Annotated in this window: 1 pseudogene; it reads right to left on the reverse strand. The window is 65.7% G+C overall.

Going from position 1 to position 207, the window contains the following annotated elements:
- Positions 1–207: pseudogene (locus ACZYR5_RS29735) on the reverse strand (glycoside hydrolase family 19 protein); the annotation flags it as partial.

A 207-nucleotide genomic window follows, 5' to 3' on the forward strand; every position in this document is an offset into this window, starting at 1 on the left:
CGTTGCGGCCATCGCGGCCGGGCACGTGGAATTTTTTCTCGGCGGGCAAGCCGTCCAGCAGGCTTCGCGGGATCAGCAGGTCGGCGTCGCTGAGCGGGCTGGTTTCGCTCCAGGTTCTGAGCAGCGGGCCGGTGACATCGTCGCGATGGGGTACGACGGCGGTGCCCTTGGCCAGTTTCAGCCAGGTTTTTTCTTTGGCGGGCAAGC

It is taken from the genome of Pseudomonas sp. F007 (genome assembly GCF_057814275.1).